At 67.1% G+C, this 19,365-nt stretch carries 14 protein-coding genes; 8 read left to right on the top strand and 6 right to left on the bottom strand.

Annotation, left to right across the window (positions count from 1 at the left end; genetic code table 11):
* Window positions 1–114: 114 nt before the first annotated feature.
* On the top strand, window positions 115–1,287 hold the full coding sequence (locus AC1DQ3_RS13930) for an ABC transporter substrate-binding protein (RefSeq protein ID WP_477120772.1): 1,173 nt from the start codon (window positions 115–117) through the stop codon (window positions 1,285–1,287).
* 146 nt (window positions 1,288–1,433) lie between these two features.
* Here the strand turns inward: AC1DQ3_RS13930 and AC1DQ3_RS13925 are convergent, their stop codons facing one another.
* Both AC1DQ3_RS13925 and AC1DQ3_RS13920 read right to left on the bottom strand, forming a co-directional pair.
* On the bottom strand, window positions 1,434–4,058 hold the full coding sequence (locus AC1DQ3_RS13925) for a DUF6600 domain-containing protein (protein WP_477120771.1): 2,625 nt from the start codon (window positions 4,056–4,058) through the stop codon (window positions 1,434–1,436).
* Between the two features lie 356 nt (window positions 4,059–4,414).
* Window positions 4,415–5,737 (bottom strand): putative bifunctional diguanylate cyclase/phosphodiesterase, encoded by a 1,323-nt coding sequence (locus AC1DQ3_RS13920; RefSeq protein ID WP_477120865.1) that lies wholly within the window; start codon window positions 5,735–5,737, stop codon window positions 4,415–4,417.
* 309 nt (window positions 5,738–6,046) lie between these two features.
* Here AC1DQ3_RS13920 and AC1DQ3_RS13915 point away from each other — a divergent pair, with 309 nt between their 5' ends.
* The 7 genes from AC1DQ3_RS13915 to AC1DQ3_RS13885 all read left to right on the top strand — a co-directional run bounded on the left by AC1DQ3_RS13915 (window position 6,047) and on the right by AC1DQ3_RS13885 (window position 14,708).
* On the top strand, window positions 6,047–7,678 hold the full coding sequence (locus AC1DQ3_RS13915; RefSeq protein WP_477120770.1) for a methyl-accepting chemotaxis protein: 1,632 nt from the start codon (window positions 6,047–6,049) through the stop codon (window positions 7,676–7,678).
* Window positions 7,679–7,703: 25 nt separating this feature from the next.
* Window positions 7,704–8,189 (top strand): chemotaxis protein CheW, encoded by a 486-nt coding sequence (locus tag AC1DQ3_RS13910; protein WP_477120769.1) that lies wholly within the window; start codon window positions 7,704–7,706, stop codon window positions 8,187–8,189.
* A complete protein-coding gene (locus AC1DQ3_RS13905; protein WP_477120768.1) occupies window positions 8,186–9,529 on the top strand; it encodes a CheR family methyltransferase in 1,344 nt (447 codons plus the stop codon). The genes AC1DQ3_RS13910 and AC1DQ3_RS13905 overlap by 4 nt, the downstream gene beginning before the upstream one ends.
* Complete coding sequence (locus AC1DQ3_RS13900) at window positions 9,522–10,274, top strand: chemotaxis protein CheW (protein ID WP_477120767.1); 753 nt, start codon at window positions 9,522–9,524, stop codon at window positions 10,272–10,274. The genes AC1DQ3_RS13905 and AC1DQ3_RS13900 overlap by 8 nt, the downstream gene beginning before the upstream one ends.
* Entirely contained in the window at window positions 10,271–12,613 is a 2,343-nt protein-coding gene (locus AC1DQ3_RS13895) for a hybrid sensor histidine kinase/response regulator (RefSeq protein ID WP_477120766.1), read from the top strand. The genes AC1DQ3_RS13900 and AC1DQ3_RS13895 overlap by 4 nt, the downstream gene beginning before the upstream one ends.
* The gene (gene cheB / locus AC1DQ3_RS13890) at window positions 12,610–13,629 is read left to right on the top strand and encodes a chemotaxis-specific protein-glutamate methyltransferase CheB (protein ID WP_477120765.1); all 1,020 of its coding nucleotides are present in this window, start codon (window positions 12,610–12,612) and stop codon (window positions 13,627–13,629) included. Before AC1DQ3_RS13895 ends, cheB begins: the two co-directional genes overlap by 4 nt.
* Window positions 13,630–13,697: 68 nt before the next feature.
* Window positions 13,698–14,708, top strand: a complete 1,011-nt coding sequence (locus AC1DQ3_RS13885) for a diguanylate cyclase (protein WP_477120764.1) — start codon at window positions 13,698–13,700, stop codon at window positions 14,706–14,708.
* Between the two features lie 100 nt (window positions 14,709–14,808).
* Here AC1DQ3_RS13885 and AC1DQ3_RS13880 read toward each other — a convergent pair whose 3' ends face one another.
* The 4 genes from AC1DQ3_RS13880 to AC1DQ3_RS13865 all read right to left on the bottom strand — a co-directional run bounded on the left by AC1DQ3_RS13880 (window position 14,809) and on the right by AC1DQ3_RS13865 (window position 19,233).
* The gene (locus AC1DQ3_RS13880; RefSeq protein WP_477120763.1) at window positions 14,809–15,105 is read right to left on the bottom strand and encodes a transcriptional regulator; all 297 of its coding nucleotides are present in this window, start codon (window positions 15,103–15,105) and stop codon (window positions 14,809–14,811) included.
* Between the two features lie 206 nt (window positions 15,106–15,311).
* Complete coding sequence (locus AC1DQ3_RS13875) at window positions 15,312–16,814, bottom strand: tripartite tricarboxylate transporter permease (RefSeq protein WP_477120762.1); 1,503 nt, start codon at window positions 16,812–16,814, stop codon at window positions 15,312–15,314.
* 12 nt (window positions 16,815–16,826) lie between these two features.
* The gene (locus tag AC1DQ3_RS13870; RefSeq protein WP_477120761.1) at window positions 16,827–17,288 is read right to left on the bottom strand and encodes a tripartite tricarboxylate transporter TctB family protein; all 462 of its coding nucleotides are present in this window, start codon (window positions 17,286–17,288) and stop codon (window positions 16,827–16,829) included.
* 412 nt (window positions 17,289–17,700) lie between these two features.
* Window positions 17,701–19,233 (bottom strand): MATE family efflux transporter, encoded by a 1,533-nt coding sequence (locus AC1DQ3_RS13865; RefSeq protein WP_477120760.1) that lies wholly within the window; start codon window positions 19,231–19,233, stop codon window positions 17,701–17,703.
* Window positions 19,234–19,365 lie beyond the last annotated feature (132 nt).

Genomic DNA, 19,365 nt, shown 5'->3' with positions numbered 1-19,365 from the left:
ATCAACCGTTTGCGCCCTGCTTCAATGTAATGGGAGAGGGGCGAAAGACCGGAGGAAACAGGCAAGAGACGAACGCAGTACAAACACAGTGCCAACACAACAGGAGACAGCCAAATGCAGACCAAGATGATCCGCCGCCTCTTCCCCCTCGCCGCCACCGCCGTGGCCGCGCTGATGGCATCTGGTGCGGCCTTCGCGCAGGAAGTCGTCAAGCTGGGCTATACCGGCCCGCTGTCCGGCGGCGCCGCGCTGTACGGCAAGAACGTGCTGGCCGGCATCCAGATGGCCGTGGACGAGATCAATGCCTCGGGCCTCGAGGTCAAGGGCAAGAAGGTCAAGCTGGAGGTGGTGTCGCTGGACGACAAATACTCGCCCGCCGAAGCGGCCATCAACGCGCGCCGCCTGGTCCAGCAGTACAAGACGCCCGCGGTGTTCGTGCCGCATTCCGGCGGCATCTTTGCGCTGCAGGCCTTCAACGAGCAGGAGAAATTCCTGGTGATGGCGTACTCCAGCGTGCCGCGCATTACCGACACCGGCAACAAGCTGACCATCCGCATCCCGCCGCCTTACACCGGCTATATCGATCCCTTCATCAAGGCGCAGATGAAGCGCTATGGCAAGAACGTGGCACTGGCGCCGGCGGACCATGACTACGCCAAGGCCTGGGTGCAGGCCTTCGTGCCGGCCTGGGAAGGCGCCGGCGGCAAGGTGGTGGCCAACAACCCGATGTCCTACACCAAGGCCACCGACTTCTACAGCGGCGTGTCGCGCGTGCTGGCCGACAAACCCGATGTGATGTTTGTCGGCGGCCCGTCCGAGCCGACCGCGCTGGTGGTCAAGCAGGCGCGCGAGCTTGGCTTCAAGGGCGGCTTTATCGTGATGGACCAGGCCAAGCTCGACGAGATGGCCAAGGTCACCAACGGCCTGGCCATGCTGGAAGGCTCCATCGGCGTGATGCCGCTGGCCAACGATGCCCGCCCGGCCGCGCTGACCTACAACGCCAAATACAAGAAGCTGCATGATGGCCGCGACGCCACCACCGAGATGTCGCTCAACTACACCATGGTGTACGCGCTGGCGGGCGCCATGAAGCTGGCGGGCACCACCTCCGACGCGGCCGCCATCCGGGCGAAGATGCCGGAAGCCGTAAAGACGCTGGCCAAGGATGCCAACCCCAACGAAATCGAGAGTATCGACGCCAGGGGCGGCACCGTTGCCGACACCGTGGTGGGCTGGGTGCAGGGCGGCAAGATCGCCGCGGTGCGCCTGTCCGAACTGGCGAAGTAAGCGCGCGCAGCAAGAGGAAAAGTCCGGCGCCCAAGCGAGGCGCCGGCAGTTGGATTCCCAAAGCTGATCCGATCAGCTTGCCCCGGGCCCGCACGCGTGCGGGTTGCCCTGCCCTGTGCAAGGCGCTGTCGCAGCGCCGCCCGCACTTACGACTGCCGCCCCGCTTGCGGCTGCGCCACCGCGTGCTGCTGCTGGCGTTGCAGATCCTGCTGCCGCCGCTGCTGTTCCTGCTGCTGACGCTGGTGGTCCTGCTGCTGCCGTTGCATCTCCTGCTGCTGGCGCTGCTGGTCTTGCTGCTGGCGCTGCATGACTTGCTGTTGTTGCTGTTGTTGCTGCTGTTGTTGTAACTGCTGCTGGCGTTGCTGTTCCTGTTGCTGGCGCTGCATCTCCTGCTGCTGGCGCTGCATGGCCTGCTGCTGCATGGCCTGTTGCTGTATTGCCTGCTGCTGGCGCTGCTGTTCCTGCATCTGCCTTTGCTGCTGCTGTTGCATTGCCTGCTGGGCGCGCTGCTGATCCTGCATCTGCCGCTCCTGCTGCTGGCGCTGCATCTCCTGCTGCTGTAGCGCGGCCTGCTGCGCCCTCTGCTGGTCACCCAGCTGCCGCTGTTGCTGCTGGCGCTGCATCTCCTGCTGCTGTTGCACGGACTGCTGTGCCCGCTGCTGGTCTCCCAGCTGCCGCTGCTGCTGCTGGCGCTGCATCTCCTGCTGCTGTTGCGCGGCCTGCTGTGCCCGCTGCTGGTCACCCAGCTGCCGCTCCTGCTGCTGGCGCTGCATCTCCTGCTGCTGTTGCACGGACTGCTGYGCCCGCTGCTGGTCACCCAGCTGCCGCTGTTGCTGCTGGCGCTGCATCTCCTGCTGCTGTTGCGCGGACTGCTGCGCCCGCTGCTGGTCACCCAGTTGCCGCTGTTGCTGCTGGCGCTGCATCTCCTGCTGCTGTTGCATGGACTGCTGCGCCTGCTGGGGTTGCGCTGCGGACTGGCCGTTTTGCGGCGGCAAGCCGCGCGCCTGGTCCGGACGCATGGTCCAGCCGCGCGCACGCGGCTCGCCGCCCTGTGCGGGTGGCTGGACGCCATGCTCGGCGCCGGTCAACCCCTGCGGGGCGGGCGGACGAACGCCGCCTTCGGCGCGCTGTGGACCGAAGGCCGGATTTCCCGGATTCCCGCCGGGCACCCCGTGCGTTACAGGTCCCCCCTGCATCTGGCCCGCGCCACCGTGGCCATGGTAGGCCGGCGCCGCCTGGCTCAACCGGACCGGCGCGGGAGCCGCCTGGTTCCCGCCCGGCGCATTGCCGGCGCCACGCCATACCGGCCCGGCACCGGGTACGGTGCCGCCGGTGCGGGCCAGGCGCTGGGCCAGCTCATCGCTGGCCGGACGGCCCGGTGCACGAGCGGCGATTGCCGGGCGCTCGAATCCCCGCACGACTGCCGGCGGCGCCGCTCGCGCGGGGGCCGCGCCGCGCAGGCTGGCCTTGACGGGCGCCAGCGGCGGCGCACCGTTGGCTTCGCCCCGCGGCAGGTCGCGCCATGCCAGGCTGCGCGCGCCGGGAGGCACGCGCTGGCCCTGCACGAAGGCGCGCGCCGGCATGCCGGTAATCGCCTCGGGCACCTCCCGGTTGACGTAGGTGTTCCGGATACGGTTATTGATCACCTCGTTATTGGCGGTGAAGCGATTGATGCGATTGACATAAGCCGGGCTCGCGCCGTAGGCCGGGCGATAAGCCTCGCGCGGTCCGAGCGGATACCACGCTACACCCGGACCCCGGCCGCGGTCGTGGTCATGGTCATGGCCATGGCTGTCATCGATAAATCCCACCAGCGCCGGCGCATAGACCGGCCGCACCGACCGCGGGCCCGGCATCCAGCCCCAACGGTCGCCGATGCGGGCCCAGCGTCCATAGTGGGACGGGGCAAAGCCCCAGGGCGCATCGTCGCACCAGGTCCATCCCCACGGCGCCACCCAGGCCCAGTAGCCCGCGCTGTAGGGTGCCCAGCCCGCGGCCACCACGCGGGGGAACCATACCGCGCCATACCCCGGGTCTTCCTGCCAGTCGCCGTAGTTGTCCAGCGCGGCATAGCCGGTCATCTCGGGCGGGACGTAGCGGGCCGACGGCGAATTGTCCTCGCGCGCATCGCGTGCAATGGTCCAGCGGTCGAAGCCGTCCAGGGGGGGATTGGTGGCGCTGCCAGCCTCGGCCAGGTCGGTACCGGCAAAGCGGGTCTGATCGCCGCGCCGCATTTCCAGCGAGCGGTTGTCGCCGTAGACCACGGCGGAGCCGTGGCGCATGGTGACTACCGTGCCACTGCCGTCGGCTGCCACGTCCAGGCGGTAATCGCCGGGCTCCTTTGGCACGAAAGCCAGATTGGGCGTGTCGATCTCGACCGGCTGGTCGGGCGGCAGCGCGCGCACGCGCAATTGCAGCGTGCCCTGGTTCAGCTTGACCTGGGTGGCGCTGTCGTCGAGGTTGAGCATGGTCACGGCGGTGCCGCTGCCCAGCCGGATGGCCGTGGAACCGGCGTGCAATTCGGCTCGCCCGCCATTGTCGACCCAAAGCCGGTCGCCGGTGGTAATGGGCCGGTTCAGGCCAGCCTGCGCCCAGTCGTCGGAACCCGCCGGGGCGAAGCTCAGGTTGCCGGCGGCATCCGTGATGGTGGCGATGCGGTCGGAGGGGTCGGCCGACTGCGCCAGTGCCGGCATCTGCCAAGCAACTAGAACGATACTTGCGGCCAGGAGCAGGGCGCGGGTGCGGGAGCCAAGCCTGCGGTGGGGAAACATGGGGATACCTCTCGCTCGGAATGGGCGCGCGGGCCAGCACCTGCCGCCCCTGCTGTCACCATATGCTGTCACGATACTTCGCCTGACGCCCCGCTGCCGGACTAGCCTACTTGACTTTGTAAGCACATATTTCCCTGCCTGGCCGCGCCGGGAAGGTGCAATCTGCCCGCGCGCCGCCCGCCACGCCCCCCGCCACCACAAGCATCCACGCTCGACGGGACGATGCGGGACAAAGCCGGAAACAAATTGACGGATGACGGCCGGCGCGGCTGCAAAAGAGCCGGTGCCTGGCAGAAATGGGGAAACGCCGGGGTGGGCTGGTCATGGCGGGGCGGGCTTGGCCCGTCCAACCCGGCTCAGCGAGCCGATTGCCGCAGCAACTCGGTGAACGTGTCGGCAGACATGGGCCGCCCGTACAGGTAACCCTGCACCTCGTGGCAACCGTTCCCGGCAAGGAAATCCCGCTGCTCGGCGGTCTCCACGCCTTCGGCCACCACGCCAATACCCAGGCTGCCGCCCACGTTCACCAAGGCGCGCACGATGGCGGCGTCGACCGGGCTCTGCGTGACGTTGCGGATAAAGGACTGGTCGATCTTGATGCGGTCGACCGGAAATGACTTGAGGAAGCTGAGCGAGGCGTAGCCGGTACCGAAGTCATCGCAGGTCAGCGTCACGCCATCGCGGCGCAAGGTCTGCAACTGCCCGGAAAACTCGTCGCCCTGCTGCAGCGCTATGGTTTCGGTGATTTCCAGCTCGAGCCGTTCGGGCTCCAGGGCCAGTTCGCGCAGCACGTGGCGGACTTCGGTCAGCAGGCGGCTCTCGCTGAGTTGGGCGGCAAACAGGTTGATGGCCACGCGCGGCGCATCGCGAAAACCCAGCGACCACGTGCGCGCCTGAGCACAGGCGGTGTGCAGCAGCCAGACGCCGACGTCCGCCGCCATGCTGCTGGCCGCCAGCGCATCGATGAAGCTGGCCGGTGTCAGCAGGCCCTGGGTGGGATGGCGCCAGCGCATCAGCGCCTCGGCACCCACCACGCGGCCATCGCGCAGGTCGATCTGCGGCTGGTACAGCAGTTCGAACTGGCGTTGCGCGTAGGCATCGCGCAACGCTTGCACCAGCGACAACCGGTTCGTCACGTCGGTGCGCATCTGCGGCTTGAAGAAGCGGATGGTGCGGCCGCCGTCGCGCTTGGCCCGGCCCAGCGCCAGGCTGGCGGAAGCCAGGGCATCGGAGGCATTGTCGCCGCCGGCCGGCATCACGCAGGCGCCCAGGCTGGCCAGGATGTGGTGGCGCCGGTTGCTGTATTCGTGGGGTTCGGACTGCAGGGAAAGGATGGCGGCACTGACGTGGCGCACCAGGGTGGGATCCGCGATGGAGGGGAGCAACACGGCGAACTCGTCGCCCCCGATCCGCCCCAGGATGGCGTCGCGCGGCGAGGCGTCGCGCAGGCGCCGTGCCACGCGGCGCAGGATCTCGTCGCCCTCGGCGTGGCCATGCATATCATTGAATGCGCGAAAATCGTCGATGCCGAGCAGCAATAGGGAACAGCGCGGGGCGGCCTCCATGCGCAGGCGGCTCTCCAGCGTGTTCAAGAATGCCTGGCGCGACGCTACGCCGGTCAGCGGGTCAAGTTCCGCGCTCGACGGGGCGCCAGCCTTCGCCTCTGACCTGGCCACCATGCCTGCCCTGTTTGTGATTATCGACATCGGTCCGATCTGTCTATTTGGCAAGTGTGACTAAAACCAGGAAAAAATCAAGCCGCGTCAATCTATATGACAGCAATATGTTGCGACACGGCGAATACTATTGCCTCCCCGGCCTGCCCCGCCACGGGTGCCATTGAAATGGCCGAAGCCTTCCAGTACCCTACGCCGCTATCACGCACCCATGAACGTACCCCGGGTGCACCGACCAGCCTCCTGACCCGCGTCCGCGCGCCATCTTCACAGCACCCGGACGCCCGCTCGCCCCTTACTACAAAAAAAGCAATGGGAAAACGCACCTTGACCCTCTGGACCATCCGCACGCGCATCCTGGTAAGTTTCGCCTTTATCCTGGCGGTCATATTACTCACGGCCGTGGTCGCCTACGACCGCCAGTCGGCCATCGAGACTTCCGCCGCCTCGCTGCGCGACGATGCCTTGCCGGGACTCTACTACAGCACCGCCATGCGTGGCGCCTGGGGCGAAACCTATATCCTGGCCTGGCAGAGCGTTACCGCCGCCAGCGACGCGGAGCGCAGCCAGATTGCGGAGAAGAACGCGGCTTTGAGCAAGCGGCTGGACGGCCTGGAGGAAAAATACGCCAAATCGATCCTGCGTCCAGACGACCGCCAGCGCTTCGAGAAGTACAAGGAACTCCGCCGCAAGTACGACGAGGTCTCGGCGGCAATCTTCACCGCAACTGGCGCCGAGGCCAGCGCCATGGAAAGCCGGCTGCGCGGCCCGGTCCGCGCCGTCTGGGCCGAAGGCCGGGATGCCGTGCAAACGCTGTTGGAGGACAACAACAAGGTAGCCACGGAAGGCGCCACCAACATCAACCGGGCGGTGGAAACCGCCAAGATCAGCATCGAGATCTCGCTGATTGCCGCCCTGCTGGAGTCGCTGGTGGCTGGCTACCTGCTGTTTCGCTCCATTACGGTGCCGATGCGCTCGATCGTCGAACTGTTCACCAGTATGCGTGGCGGCGACCTGCGCCAGCGCCTGTCGCTCAATCGCAGGGACGAGTTCCTGGAGATCGAGCAGGGCTTCAACCAGATGACCGGCGATCTCACCGGGCTGGTCGGCCAGGCCCAGCGCTCGGCCATCCAGGTGACCACCTCCGTCAACGAGATCGCGGCCACCGCGCGCCAGCAACAGGCCACCGCCACGGAGACCGCCGCCACCACCACCGAGATCGGCGCCACCTCGCGGGAGATCTCCGCCACCTCGCGCGACCTGGTGCGAACCATGACCGAGGTCTCCGGCGCTGCCGAGCAGACCGCGGGCCTGGCCGGCACGGGCCAGGTCAGCCTGTCGCGCATGGAAGCCACCATGCAGCACGTGATGGATGCCGCGGGCTCCGTCAATGCCAAGCTGGCCACCCTGAACGAGAAGGCGGGCAATATCAACCAGGTGGTCACCACCATCGCCAAGGTGGCGGACCAGACCAACCTGCTGTCGCTCAATGCCGCGATCGAAGCCGAGAAGGCCGGCGAATACGGCCGCGGCTTCTCGGTGGTCGCCACCGAAATCCGCCGCCTGGCGGACCAGACCGCTGTCGCCACCTACGATATCGAGCAGATGGTGCGCGAGATCCAGTCCGCCGTGGCCGCCGGCGTCATGGGCATGGACAAGTTCTCCGAGGAAGTGCGGCGCGGCATGTCCGAGGTAACCCAGGTAGGCGACCAGCTCTCCCAGATCATCGGCCAGGTGCAGTCGCTGGCGCCGCGGGTGCAAATGGTCAACGAGGGCATGCAGGCCCAGGCCGGCGGCGCCGAACAGATCAACCAGGCCCTGATGCAGCTGTCCGAGGCGGCCCAGCAGACCGTGGAATCCCTGCGCCAGTCCAGCCAGGCGATCGACGAACTGACGCTGGTCGCCAACGACCTGCGCACCGGCGTGTCGCGCTTCAAGGTATGAGCATGCCGGGCGCCGGCACCACGCCATGAAACTCTTCCTGCTCTTTCGCATCGGGTCCGACCACTACGCGCTGGACGCGAACGAGATCGCCGAAGTGCTGCCGCTGACCACCCTCAAGCACCTGCCCGAGGCGCCGCCCTGGGTCAGCGGGCTGCTGGCGCGCCGTGGCGAGGTGGTGCCGGTGATCGACGTCAACGCGCTGGCTACCGGCACCCCGGTCGCCAGGCGGACCAGCACGCGCACCGTATTGGTGCATTACCACCGGCAAGCCGATGCGCCGCTGCGCCTGCTCGGCTTGCGCCTGGAGTACGCCACCGAGACGCTGCGCTGCGATCCCGCCGAATTTGTCGACAGTGGCGTGGACCCCGCGCCGGCGCGCTACCTGGGGCCCGTGCGCAACGGCAGCCAGGGGATGGTGCAATGGATCAAGGTCGATGCCCTGCTGACCGACGAGGCGCGCGCGCGGTTGTTTCCCGACTTGCCGGCTAAGACGGCCGAGCCAGGGCCATGACCACCGCGGCCCATATCGAGGCATTGCTCAAGGAGCGTACCGGCCTGGACGCCACCACCGTGGGGCCGGGCATGATCGAGCGCGCGGTGCGCGAGCGCCTGGCCTCGGCCGCGGTGGCCGATTACCACGCCTACTGGAACCTGCTGCACGCGCATCCGGATGAACTGCAGGCGCTGATCGAAGCCGTGGTGGTGCCCGAGACGTGGTTCTTCCGCCACCGCGAGGCCCTGCTGGCGCTTGCCCGTTTTGCCGCGATGCGGGTGTTCGGCAGCGATCGCCAACCCGATGGCGCCGGACCGTTGCGCATCCTGAGCGTGCCCTGCTCGACAGGCGAAGAGCCCTATTCGATCGTCATGGCGTTGCTCGATGCCGGCTTGCCGGAGCGGTCTTTCCAGGTCGATGCCGTGGACATCAGCGCACGCGCCCTGGCGCGAGCGCGCATCGGGCAATTCGGCAGCAACTCCTTCCGGGGTAGCCCGCTGGATTTCCGCGACCGGCATTTCACCGCCAGCGCGGGCGGATACGAGATCAAGGCCAACGTGCGCGCCAAGGTGCGCTTGCTGCGCGGCAACCTGCTCGATCCGGTCCTGATGGCCAATGAGGCGCCCTATCATTTTGTGTTTTGCCGCAACCTGCTGATCTATTTCGACCAGCCCACGCAGCGGCGTTCGCTCAGGGTGCTGGAGCGGCTAAGCCGGCCGGACGCCATGATTTTCGTCGGGCCGGCCGAAGCCAGCCTGCTGACAAGCCACGGCTTTGTCCCGGCGGGCGTGCCGCTCGCCTTTGCCTTTACCCGGCGCGGCGCGCACGCGACGGCCCCAGGCAACCCGGTCTTGCCGCCCCATCCGTCGCCGGCCACGGCGCCGGCCACCGCGCCGCCCATGCGGCCGATCCCGCTGCCGGCACGTCCGGTGCCGCCCGCCAGGCCGCTGGCCCCGCGCCGGCACGCGCAAGCCATCGGAGCGCAGGCGCCCTCGGCAACACCGGCCGCGGCCGCCGCCAGGAGCGCCGCCCCGGCCAACGCCGGCAACATCGCGCTGGCCAGGATCTCGCGGCTTGCCGATCGTGGCGACCTCGCCGCCGCGGTGGCGGCCTGCCTCGCGCATCTGGAGGCGCAGGGCCCGTCGGCCGCCGCCTACTGCCTGCTGGGCGTGCTCCACGACGCCACCGGCCGGGCCGCCGACGCGCGCGAGGCCTATCGCCGCGCGCTTTACCTCGACCCGGCTCACCAGGAGGCGCTCTACCATATGGCCGCCATCCTGGAAGCGCAGGGCGACGGCGCCGCAGCGGCCCGCCTGCGCCACCGCGCACAACGCAAGACCCCGACCCGCCATGGCTGAACCCGCATCGCCTCCCCCGGCCGAACCTGGCCTCCTGCCCGCCGCGCGAACGGTCGCCGTGGATGACTGCTGGCGCCGCATCGGCGTGCCGGGAGATGGCAGCTGCGCGCTGCTGGCCACGCACATCCATTGCCGCAACTGCCCAACCTACTCGCGCGCGGCGCTCACGCTGCTCGACAACCTGCCGACCGGCGAAGTCAGCCCGCCCGGCCAGGATACCGAGGACGACGGCAGCGCCGTCCGGGCCGATGCCGCCGCGCGCGGCCCCACCCTGTCCTGCCTGGTGTTCCGCGTCGGCGACGAGTGGCTGGCGCTGCCGGCCGCCGCGCTGGCCCTGGTCACCGCGCCCTGTCCCGTGCATTCGCTGCCGCACCGCCGCCACCCCGCGCTACTGGGACTGGCCAGCGTGCGCGGCAACCTGCTGGTGTGCATCTCGCTGGCCAGGCTGCTCGGTCAGGAAGCGGCCGCCGGCACCGCCTCCAATGCTGCCGCCAGTGCCAAGAGCGGCGCCGGGCACGGCGCCCGGCTGCTGGTGCTGGGCCAGGGCCGCACCGCCATCGCGCTGCCGGTGGATGAGGTCACAGGCGTCGAACGGATCGCGCAGGCCGGCCTGCAGCCTTTGCCAACCACCTTGTCGCGCGCCTCGGCGCACTACACCCGGGCCTTGCTCAAGTGCGGCGGGCGCAGCGTCGGCTTGCTCGACCCCGCCCTGCTGCAGCAAGCCCTGAAGCGGAGCCTGGCATGAATCCGGACCAATTGCGCGACGCCTCCCTGCTGGAGCTGTTCGCGCTGGAGGCGCAATCGCAGGCAGAAATCCTCAATGCCGGCCTGCTGGCACTGGAGCGCGATTCCGCCGCGGCCGACCAGCTCGAAGCCTGCATGCGCGCCGCCCATTCGCTCAAGGGCGCCGCACGCATCGTCGGCCTGGATGGCGGCGTGCGCGTGGCCCACGTGATGGAAGACTGCCTGGTGGCGGCCCAGCGCGGCGAACTGCAGTTGCGGCCGGTGCATATCGACACCCTGCTGCACGGCACCGACCTGCTGCTGCGGCTGGGCTGCCCGCCCGGCGGCGATCTCGGCTGGGCCGACCAGGCCGGCAAGGCCGAGGTCGACGCCCTGGTGCTCCGGATGGGCGCGCTGCTCGCCGGCGAGGAGGTCGACGCCGACATCTGGGCGGCGGATCAGGCCGCGCATCGCGCCGCCCCGGAGGGCGAAACGCTGGCCGCAAGCCAGGCGTCCACGCGCGCGCCGACCGATGACGCGGCGAGCGGCGGCGAAACATCCACCGCTGCGGCCACGGCGACCTCCGGTGCAGCGTCCAACCTGCCTGACACACAGGAGCGCATGCTGCGCGTCAGCGCCGATACGCTCGACCAGTTGCTGGCGCTGTCGGGCGCGGCGATGGTGGAAACGCACTGGCTCAAGCCCTTTGGCAATGCCTTGCAGCAAACCCGGCGGCTGCAGATGCGCGCGCTCCAGGCGCTCGACGCGCTGCAGGTGGCGCTTGCGGCCAGCCCGGCGGACGCCCTCGCACGGGCCTCGCTGGCCGAAGCGCAGCGCTTGCTCGGCGAGAGCCACCAGCAGTTGTCCCAACGGGCCACGGAGCTGGAACAGTACGATCACCGTAGCGGCCGGCTTGCGCACCAGCTCTACGACCGGGCGCTCGCCAGTCGCATGCGGCCCCTGGCCGACGGCCTGACCGGCTACTCGCGCATGGTGCGCGACCTGGGGCGCTCGCTGGGCAAGGCGGTGCACCTCGAACTGGTCGGCGCGAGCGCCAAGGTCGACCGTGACATCCTGGAGCAACTCGAAGCGCCGCTGGCCCACCTGCTGCGCAACGCGGTGGACCACGGCATTGAAATGCCGGAAGTGCGCCGCGCCGCCGGCAAGCCGGCCGAAGGCCGCATCACGCTGAGCGCGCGCCACAATGCCGGCCGGCTGGCGATCGTGATCGCCGACGACGGCGCCGGCGTGGACCTCGATGCCCTGCGCCGCGCCATCGTGCGGCGCAACATGGTGCCCGAGGAAACCGTGGCCAGGCTGTCGCAGGCGGAGCTGCTCGACTTCCTGCTGCTGCCTGGCTTCAGCATGCGCGAGACCGTCAGCGACGTATCGGGGCGCGGCGTCGGGCTCGATGCCGTGCAAGACATGATCCGCCAGGTGCGCGGCAGCATGCGCCTGACGCAGGAGAGCGGGCGCGGCATGCAGTTCCACCTGGAATTGCCGCTCACCCTGTCGGTGGTGCGGGCGTTGCTAGTGGAAGTATCCGGCGAGGCCTATGCGTTCCCGCTGGCCTACGTCATGCAGGCCATCAACCTGGAGCGCGGCGACATCGAGCAACTGGAAAACCGCCAGCACTTCCGCTTCGGCGAGCGACAGATAGGCCTGGTCAGCGCCGCCCAGGTCTTGCAGCAGGCGGAGACCCGCCGCGACGAGGACACGGTGCCGGTGGTGGTCCTGGGCGACCACGAGCGCACCTACGGAGTGGCGGTGGACCGGCTGCTGGGCGAGCGCATCCTGGTGGTGCAACCGCTGGTGGCAAGCCTGGGCAAGATCAAGGACATCGCCGCCGGCAGCCTCACCGAGGACGGCACACCGGTGCTGATCTTCGATGTGGAGGACATGATCCGCTCGGTGGAAAAGCTGCTGTCGGAAGGCAGGATCGACCGCATCCGCCGCGGCGATGCCGAGGCGGCCCCGGTGCGGCGCAAGCGCGTGCTGGTGGTGGACGATTCGCTTACGGTGCGCGAGCTTGAGCGTAAGCTGCTCTCCAACCGCGGTTACGAAGTCGCGGTCGCGGTGGACGGCATGGACGCCTGGAACGTACTGCGCGCCGAGTCCTTCGACCTTGTCATTACCGATATCGATATGCCGCGCATGGACGGCATCGAACTGGTCAGCCGCATCAAGCGCGAGGCCCGCCTGCAGCAGGTGCCGGTGATGGTGGTGTCGTACAAGGACCGGGAGCAGGATCGCCAGCGCGGCCTGGAGGCCGGGGCGGACTATTATCTGGCCAAAGGCAGCTTCCAGGACGCCGCGTTGCTCGATGCGGTACAAGACCTGATTGGAGAGGCACGCACATGAAGATCGGCATCGTCAACGATTCCCGGCTGGCCGTGGCCGCCCTGCGGCGCGTCATCGCGCTGGATCCGTCGCTGGAGGTGGCATGGGTGGCCGAGGACGGCGACAGCGCCGTGCGCATGGCCGCGGCGCGCACGCCTGACCTGATCCTGATGGACCTGCTGATGCCGGTCATGGACGGCGTCGAGGCAACCCGACGCATCATGGCCGACTCGCCGTGCGCCATCGTGGTGGTGACCATGGACCTTGGCCGCAACATCAACCAGGTATTCGATGCCATGGGCCACGGTGCCATCGACGCTGTCGATACGCCCACGCTGACCGAGCCTGACGCCAAGCTGGCCAGTGGCCCGCTGCTGCGCAAGATCCGCAATATCGGCCGGCTGCTCGATGGCCGCACCGGGCCCTCGCGCGCGCTCGCGCCGCTGACGCGCAAGGCCAGCGCCGAGCGTCTGGTCGCGCTGGGTGCGTCGGCCGGCGGCCCCGCCGCGCTGGCCACCGTGCTGGCCGGCCTGCCGGCCGGATTCCCCGCCGCCGTGGTCGCGGTCCAGCATGTAGACAAGGCCTTTGCGGCCGGCATGGCCGAGTGGCTGGACGCGCAGTGCACGCTGCCGGTGCGTCTGGCCCGCGAGGGCGAGGGTCCGCAGCCGGGCACCGTGCTGCTCGCCGGCACCAACGACCACCTGCGCCTCGTCAGCGCCACGCGCATGGCCTACACGGAAGAACCGGGCGACTACCTGTACCGGCCGTCGATCGATGTTTTTTTTGAAACCGTGGCCCAGCACTGGCGCGGCGACGCGGTAGGCGTGCTGCTGACCGGCATGGGCCGCGACGGCGCGCTGGGCCTCAAGGGCATGCGCGAGCGCGGCTACCTGACGATTGCCCAGAACCAGGCCACCAGCGCCGTCTACGGCATGCCCAAGGCCGCCGTCGCCATCGGGGCCGCCAGTGAAATCCTGCCGCTGGCGCAGATCGCCGCCCGCATCGTGCGGGCATGCAACACCATTAGCAATCAATAACCGGCAGCAGCACACCCGCGCCAGGCGCATTTTTTTGGCGCCGCCAAGCCGGAAGCACGAGGAACACAATGTCTGAAGATACAAATCCTGAAATCATGCGGCGCCCGGATGCATACCTGGCCATGGTGCTGCTGGTGGACGATCAGGCCATGGTCGGGGAAGCGGTAAGGCGCGAACTCGAACCCGAACTGGATATCGATTTCCACTACTGCGCCAAGCCCGACGAGGCCGTCGCCGTGGCGCAGCGCACCCGCCCCACGGTGATCCTGCAGGATCTGGTGATGCCCGGCATCGACGGCCTGACGCTGGTACGGCAATATCGCGCCAATCCGGCAACCCGCGACATTCCCATCATCGTGCTGTCCACCAAGGAAGACCCGCTGATGAAAAGCGCGGCCTTTGCCGCCGGCGCCAACGACTACCTCGTCAAGCTGCCCGACACCATCGAGCTGGTGGCGCGCATCCGCTATCACTCGCGCTCCTACCTTAACCTGCAGCAGCGCGACGAGGCCTACCGCGCGCTGCGCCAGAGCCAGCAGCAGTTGCTGGAGACCAACCTGGAGTTGCAGCGGCTGACCAATTCGGACGGGCTGACCGGGCTGTCCAACCGGCGCTATTTCGACGAGTACCTCGGGGCGGAATGGAAGCGCGCCAATCGCGAGCAAAGCCAGCTGGCACTATTGATGATCGATGTGGATTCGTTCAAGGCCTACAACGACACCTACGGCCACGTGGCGGGCGACGAAGTGCTGCGCCGCGTGGCGGGCGTGATTCGCGAGAACTGCGCGCGCCCGGCCGACCTGCCGGCACGCTTTGGCGGTGAGGAATTCGCCATGATCCTGCCCTCCACATCGCCCGGCGGCGCGCGGCTGCTGGCCGAAAAAGTCAGGCGCGCAATCGAAGCCCTGCAGGTGCCGCATAGCGGCTCCCCGGTGGGGCCGTGCGTGACGATCAGTATCGGCGGCACGGCGATCGTGCCCGGCGACGACGTACCATTCAGCCGCCTGGTGGAAATCGCCGATGCGGGGCTCTACCAGGCCAAGCGCAATGGCCGCAACCAGGTCGTGATGACGTCCTGACCACGCAGGGCGGCACTCATCGCCGCCCTCTGCGCCGCCCTCTGCCGCGCTCCTGCGGCGCGCCAGGCAATCGTTGCAGGCATATCCAAGGCGTCTGTTTCTAGGGCGTCTGCTCGATATCGCTCTGCAACACGCCCAGGTGCGAGAGATAGGTGTTCAATTCTTCCTGCCCGCTATCCGTAATGCAGTAGACGCGGCCACTGCCCTCCACCAGCACCGCCGTAATCGCCCGTGCGATCAGCAGACTGCGCAGGATAGGCCTGAGCGAACGGATGTTCTTCTCGACGCCGTGCTCGCGCAAACGGTCGACCAGCGTCATCACCGTCGATGGGCTCGACTGGACAAGTTTCAGGATGTACAGCTTCGAAACGAAGCCATCTAGTGCTGGAGTTTTCATGCGGCGCCTGTGACGCACCTGGCAGCGGTGCGATAGAACTGATCATCATGCGCAGCCCTGGTACTGCGAGTGCAGCCGGGCGTGTTCACTGCAAGCGGCCCGGTTTGCACCGGGAGTGCTCTTTAAAAAGATTCGGGGCGCACGAGGCACCCCGAATCCTGCGTTGCGCGCGCCGGCACGAAGCCGGCGCGGGTGGGACTCTATGACTACTCTTCCTGGAACGCCTCTTCGCGCTTCGCCTTGATCGACGGCAGTGCGACAACAGCAACCAGTGCGGCAGCGGCGATCAGCAGGCCCATCGACAGCGGACGGGTCACGAACACGGTGAACTCGCCACGCGACAGCAGCAGGGAGCGGCGGAAGTTCTCTTCCATCATCGGTCCCAGCACGAAGCCCAGCAGCAACGGCGCCGGCTCGCACTTGAGCTTCAGGAACAGGTAGCCGATGATGCCGAAGCCAGCTGCCATGAACACGTCGAAGGTCTGGTTGTTGACCGAGTACACGCCGATACCGCAGAACACCAGGATGGCCGGGTACAGGTAGCGGTAAGGCACGGTCAGCAGCTTGACCCAGATCCCGATCATCGGCAGGTTCAGGATGATCAGCATCAGGTTGCCGATCCACATCGAGGCGATCAGGCCCCAGAACAGCGCGGGGTTGCTGGTCATGACCTGCGGGCCCGGCTGGATGTTGTGGATCGTCATTGCGCCCACCATCAGCGCCATCACGGCGTTGGGCGGAATGCCCAGCGTCAGCAGCGGGATGAAGGAGGTTTGCGCAGCGGCGTTATTGGCCGATTCCGGACCAGCCACGCCTTCGATGGCGCCCTTGCCGAACTCATGCGCGTACTTCGAGGTCTTCTTTTCCAGCGAGTAGGCTGCAAACGAAGCCAGCGCAGCACCGCCACCCGGCAGGATGCCCAGTGCGGAACCCAGCAGCGTGCCGCGCAGGACTGCAGGCGCCATGCGCTTGAAGTCTTCCTTGCTCGGCCACAGGTTGGTCACGCGGTCGGTAAAGGTCTCGCGGTCTTCCTTCTGCTCCAGGTTGGCGACGATTTCCGCGAAGCCGAACATACCCATGGCCAGCGCGACGAAGTCGATACCATCGGTCAGTTCCGGGATGTCGAACGAGAAGCGCGCGGCGCCCGAGTTCACGTCGGTACCGATCAGGCCAAGCAGCAGGCCCAGCACGATCATTGCCACGGCCTTGGGCAGCGAGCCCGAAGCCAGCACCACCGCGCCGATCAGGCCCAGCACCATCAGCGAGAAGTACTCGGCGGGACCGAACTTGAACGCCAGTTCCGACAGCGGCGTAGCAAACGCAGCCAGGATCAGCGTTGCCACGCAGCCGGCGAAGAACGAGCCCAGGCCCGAAGTCGCCAGCGCTACGCCCGCTCGCCCGCGCCGCGCCATCTGGTAGCCATCGATGGTGGTCACCACCGACGACGACTCACCCGGCAGGTTGACCAGGATGGCGGTGGTGGAACCACCGTATTGCGCACCGTAGTAGATACCGGCCAGCATGATCAGCGCCGCCACCGGGGGCAGCGTGTAGGTCACCGGCAGCAGCATGGCGATGGTGGCCAGAGGCCCCAGGCCCGGCAGCACGCCGATCAGGGTACCCAGCACACAGCCCAGGAAGGCGTATGCGAGGTTTTGCAGCGACAGTGCCGTGGAAAAACCCAAGGCAAGATGGTCAATCAATTCCATATGGCCGACTCCTTAACCAGTAATGAAAGCAGGCCACACCGGCATCTGCAGGTTGATGCCGTACACGAAGGCGCCCATGCTGATCAGCACCAGCACGATGGCGTTCAGGATCGCGCCCTTCCAGCTGAATTCGTGGCTGGCCATCGACGACACCAGCACCAGCACGAACACCGACAACACCATGCCGAGCGGCTTGAGCAGCAGGCCGAACAGCACCACCGAACCCAGAATCCACAACAGGGTCTTCAAGTCCCAGCGGGCGAGCTGGTCGGCTTCGCCCTTTTTCGATACCGAACCTATCAGCACGAATGCACCGAGGATGGCGAGTACCAGGCCGAGTAGAAACGGAAAATATCCGGGGCCCATCTTGGCGGCTGATCCCATGGAATAGCCGCGGGCGACCCAGGAAAAGCCCAGTCCGACCAGAATGAACATCAGGCCGGAGGCAAAGTCCTTTTGGCTGCGTATGCGCAAAACGATTCTCCTCAAAGTACATGAAAGCAGTGCGCTGCGCACACAGGCTCGTGCATGCGAAGGCGGTTCGAACGGCAGGAAAAAGGGGCCTTCCTGCAGGATGGGTCGAACAATAGAGAGGGGATCTTTCAGCTTGCTTTCATTTGTCTTGGTTTAGGGGTATTCACCGATACGCATGGAAAGCCGACAAAAACGACATCAATCACACGCTGATGTATCCACGAAAGACGCATGAAAGGTAACTGAAGGGAACCTGAAGGGAAGTTGAAGGGGAATTGAAGGAAAGCCCGAAGAGAGCAGGCGCCGCCGAGATCGCCATGCGACGGGCACGAACGCGCCGACGGCATCTTGCGCTTGCCTCTCATGCCGACGGGATGGCTGCCGCGCGAACGAGGCGCAAGCGGGCGCGCGCTCAGTCGGCGCCCTGCTTCGACACCTCGCGCGCCGCGCCTGCTATCGCCGCTTCGCCAGCGCCAGCAGCGCCGGCGGTGGTCAGGGCTTCCTCGCATGGCGTGCCCATGCTGGTGTCGGGCGCCTGGGGCGCGAACTCGGGCTCCGGCGCCAGGCCGGGCGTCGCCGGCAGGATATGGCTGGCGCGCCAGTTGCCGAACCGGTAGTAAGCCATCGCCAGCGTCACCGAGACCATCGAGCCCAGCGGGAAGCTCCACCAGATCGCATCAGCGCCGATGGTGCGTTCGAGTATCCAGGCGAACGGCAGCCGCACCACCCACATGGACAGGAAAAGAATCACCAGCGGCGCCATCACCGCGCCGGTGGCGCGCACCGTGCCGAACACCACGATGGTGAAGCCGAACAGGATGAAGGACCACAATACGATGGCATTGATATGCTGGGCGATGCCGATCGCCGTGCCGTCATCGGGCAGGAACAACCCCAGCGAGTGGCGGTTGAACAGGTAGATCAAGCCGACCAGCGCGCCCGTCATCAGCAGGTTGAACAACATCCCTACCCGCGTGATGCGCGTCACGCGATCCCACAAGCCGGCGCCCACGTTCTGCGCCACCATTGACGACACGCTGGCGCCCACGGCCAGCGCCGGCATCTGCACGTAAGTCCACAACTGCGAGGCCACGCCGTACGCAGCCGTGGTCTGCGAGCCGTAGCGATTGACCAGCGACATCATCACGATCGCCGACGACGAAATCACCACCATCTGCAAACCCATCGGCAGGCCCTTGGCCACCAGCGCGCGCAGGATGGCGGTATCGGGCCGCAGGTAGGCCAGCTGATGCCGGCGCAGCGCGAGGAAATGACGGCGGCGGTAGAGTACAACCAGCATCGCGGCCAGGCTCACCACTTGCGCGATCAGCGTGGCCAGCGCCGAGCCCGCGATGCCGAGTCCGGGGAGCGGGCCCATGCCGAAGATCAGCAGCGGATTGAGCACCACGTCCAGGCCCACCGACAACAACATGAAATAAAACGGCGTGCGCGAATCGCCCGCGCCGCGCAGCGTCATCATCGCGAAGTTGTAGAAGTACATGAAGGGCAGCGCCAGGAAGATGATGCGCAGGTAACTGATGGCCAGCGGCCTGGCATCGGCCGGCGTATCCATCGCGGCCAGGATGTCGGGCGTGAAGGCATAGCCCAGCGCCGAGGCAAGCACCGAGAGCAGCACGAAGAACGTGGTGCTGGTACCCACCACGCGGCGCGCCTCGACCAGGTCGCGCGCGCCCACGGCTTGCCCGATCATGATGGTGTTGGCCATGCTGATGCCAAATACCACGCCCAGCAGGAAGAACAGGATGATGTTGGCATTGGAGGTGGCCGTCAGCGCCGCCTCGCCCAGGAAATGCCCGACCCACACCGAGTTGATCGATGCATTGAGCGACTGCAGGATATTGCTGCCCAGCACCGGCAGCGAAAACAGCAGCAAGGTGCGGCCGATCGGGCCCGTGGTCAACTGGGCTTTGGATTTTGTTGGCATGTTCGAGGCTGCTTGTGTCGTGTTATTGCGCCGGACAATCATGGGGTGAACGGAGCAATGCCGATGTCGATATCGATGTCGATCACAATGCCCCGCGCACGCCACTATCTCATACCTCGCTGACAGCCTTTG

This window comes from Cupriavidus sp. 01T418, assembly GCF_056398885.1.
The sequence above is the reverse complement of the archived record's forward strand: the minus strand, read 5'-3'. Positions and strand labels throughout refer to the sequence as shown.

Excerpts from the sequence above, each read along its gene's own strand:
- AC1DQ3_RS13895 (WP_477120766.1), top strand. The coding sequence starts at position 10,271 with ATGAATCCGGACCAATTGCGCGACGCCTCCCTGCTGGAGCTGTTCGCG.
- AC1DQ3_RS13915 (WP_477120770.1), top strand. The coding sequence starts at position 6,047 with ATGGGAAAACGCACCTTGACCCTCTGGACCATCCGCACGCGCATCCTG.
- AC1DQ3_RS13910 (WP_477120769.1), top strand. The coding sequence starts at position 7,704 with ATGAAACTCTTCCTGCTCTTTCGCATCGGGTCCGACCACTACGCGCTG.
- AC1DQ3_RS13900 (WP_477120767.1), top strand. The coding sequence starts at position 9,522 with ATGGCTGAACCCGCATCGCCTCCCCCGGCCGAACCTGGCCTCCTGCCC.
- AC1DQ3_RS13865 (WP_477120760.1), bottom strand. The coding sequence starts at position 19,233 with ATGCCAACAAAATCCAAAGCCCAGTTGACCACGGGCCCGATCGGCCGC.
- AC1DQ3_RS13875 (WP_477120762.1), bottom strand. The coding sequence starts at position 16,814 with ATGGAATTGATTGACCATCTTGCCTTGGGTTTTTCCACGGCACTGTCG.
- AC1DQ3_RS13930 (WP_477120772.1), top strand. The coding sequence starts at position 115 with ATGCAGACCAAGATGATCCGCCGCCTCTTCCCCCTCGCCGCCACCGCC.
- AC1DQ3_RS13885 (WP_477120764.1), top strand. The coding sequence starts at position 13,698 with ATGTCTGAAGATACAAATCCTGAAATCATGCGGCGCCCGGATGCATAC.
- AC1DQ3_RS13905 (WP_477120768.1), top strand. The coding sequence starts at position 8,186 with ATGACCACCGCGGCCCATATCGAGGCATTGCTCAAGGAGCGTACCGGC.
- AC1DQ3_RS13880 (WP_477120763.1), bottom strand. The coding sequence starts at position 15,105 with ATGAAAACTCCAGCACTAGATGGCTTCGTTTCGAAGCTGTACATCCTG.
- cheB (WP_477120765.1), top strand. The coding sequence starts at position 12,610 with ATGAAGATCGGCATCGTCAACGATTCCCGGCTGGCCGTGGCCGCCCTG.
- AC1DQ3_RS13920 (WP_477120865.1), bottom strand. The coding sequence starts at position 5,737 with ATGGTGGCCAGGTCAGAGGCGAAGGCTGGCGCCCCGTCGAGCGCGGAA.